This window comes from Pseudomonas sp. Marseille-Q0931 (assembly GCF_940789645.1).
Classification (GTDB): Bacteria; Pseudomonadota; Gammaproteobacteria; order Pseudomonadales; family Pseudomonadaceae; genus Aquipseudomonas.
Window position 1 is genome coordinate 1 of the sequence record NZ_CALNWT010000028.1, and the last position, 1654, is coordinate 1654.

The 1654-nt window shown below is 65.0% G+C and carries 1 protein-coding gene; it reads left to right on the plus strand.

Annotated features, from left to right (window positions below):
• Positions 1–73 precede the first annotated feature (73 nt).
• Positions 74–1620 (plus strand): IS3 family transposase gene (locus tag P3C50_RS24135; protein ID WP_086937309.1). Its coding sequence is split into 2 segments (ribosomal slippage): positions 74–560 and positions 560–1620, totalling 1548 coding nucleotides; the frame shifts between segments, so codons are not numbered across the junction.
• Positions 1621–1654: the final 34 nt, after the last annotated feature.

Sequence of the window (1654 nt, forward strand, 5' to 3'; positions counted from 1 at the left end):
CCCGCCGCGTCAGGATAGTTGTCGTGTGAGTTGATTCGATGAGTCTTGGTCGGTGGGCGGAAGTGAGAGCCGTGTGGCGCGTTATTCGATAGAGCATCGGGAGTGGGTGGTGCGGCAGATGATGCCGCCCTTGAACCGGACGGTGCCGGAGCTGGTGGAAGCGACAGGCATTACTGATGCCACCCTGTATGCTTGGCGCAAACAGGCCAGAGCAGCGGGAGCAGTGGTGCCGGGAGATGGACAGCAGGCCGACCAGTGGTCGAGCCAGGACAAGTTTCGGGTGGTGCTGGAAAGCGCCAGCCTCAATGCGGCTGAGCTGGCGGAGTACTGCCGGCGCAAAGGCCTGTATGTCGAGCAGATCAACGCCTGGCGCGAAGCCTGCGAGCAGGCCAACAGCCTGGCTCAGCCGAGCAAGACCCGGCGCGAACGCGAAGAGGAAAAGGCCGCGAAGAAGCGCATCAAGCAGCTGGAGCGTGAACTGCGGCGCAAGGATGCGGCGCTGGCAGAAACCGCGGCTCTGCTGGTGTTGCGAAAAAAAGCCGAGGCGCTCTGGGGGAAGGACGAGGACGAATGATCAGCGCCCCGGATCGCCGTGAAACGCTGCAGTTGATCGAGGACGCCGTGGCGGCGGGAGCGCGGCGGGCGCAGGCCTGCGCCGAACTGGGCCTGTCGCTGCGCAGCCTGCAGCGCTGGCAGCACTGCCCGGAGGATCGGCGTCCTTCGGCACAACGAGCTGAGCCGGCCAACAAGCTGACCCCGCAAGAGCGCCGCCGCGTGCTGGAGGTCGCCAACCAGCCCGAGTTTGCCAGCCTGCCGCCGCAGCAGATCGTGGCGCGGCTGGCCGATCAGGGCACCTGGCTGGCCTCGGAGTCGACCTTTTACCGGTTGCTGAAGGACGCCGAACAGCAGCATCCGCGCGGCCGTAGCCGCCCACCGGTGAAACGAGCGCTGACGACCCATGTGGCCGACGGCCCGAACCAGCTGTGGTGCTGGGACATCACCTGGCTGCCGACCACGGTCAAGGGCCGTTACTTCTACTGGTACATGATCAAGGACGTCTACAGCCGGAAGCTGGTGGCCAACGAGGTGCATGAAAGTGAAAGCGCCGAGCAGGCCGCCCAGCTGCTACGCCAGGCCTGCTTACGTGAACAGCGAGCAGGCCAGCCGCTGGTACTGCACTCGGACAATGGCAGCGCGATGAAGGGCTCGACCATGCTGGCGGCCATGCAGAACCTGGGTGTGATGCCCTCGTTCAGCCGCCCGCGGGTGAGCAATGACAACGCCTATGCCGAGGCCTTGTTCCGCACGGCGAAGTACTGCCCGCGGTGGCCGGAGCGGCCCTTCGACACGCTGGAGCAGGCCAGGAACTGGGTGAACAGCTTCGTGGCCTGGTACAACCATGAACATCGCCACAGCGCCCTGAAGTTCGTGACCCCGGCGCAGAGGCATACTGGCCAGGCGGAAGAGTTGCTGCGCAAGCGTATCGAGCTGTACGAGGCGGCGCGTGCACGGCACCCGGAGCGCTGGAGCGGCAACATCAGGAACTGGGTGCTGGCACCAATCGTGTGCCTGAACCCGGAGCGGGAAGCGGTACTGCAGCAAACATCAAAGGCAGCGTGACACGCTCACGCGACAACTACCTTGAAAATCGCCG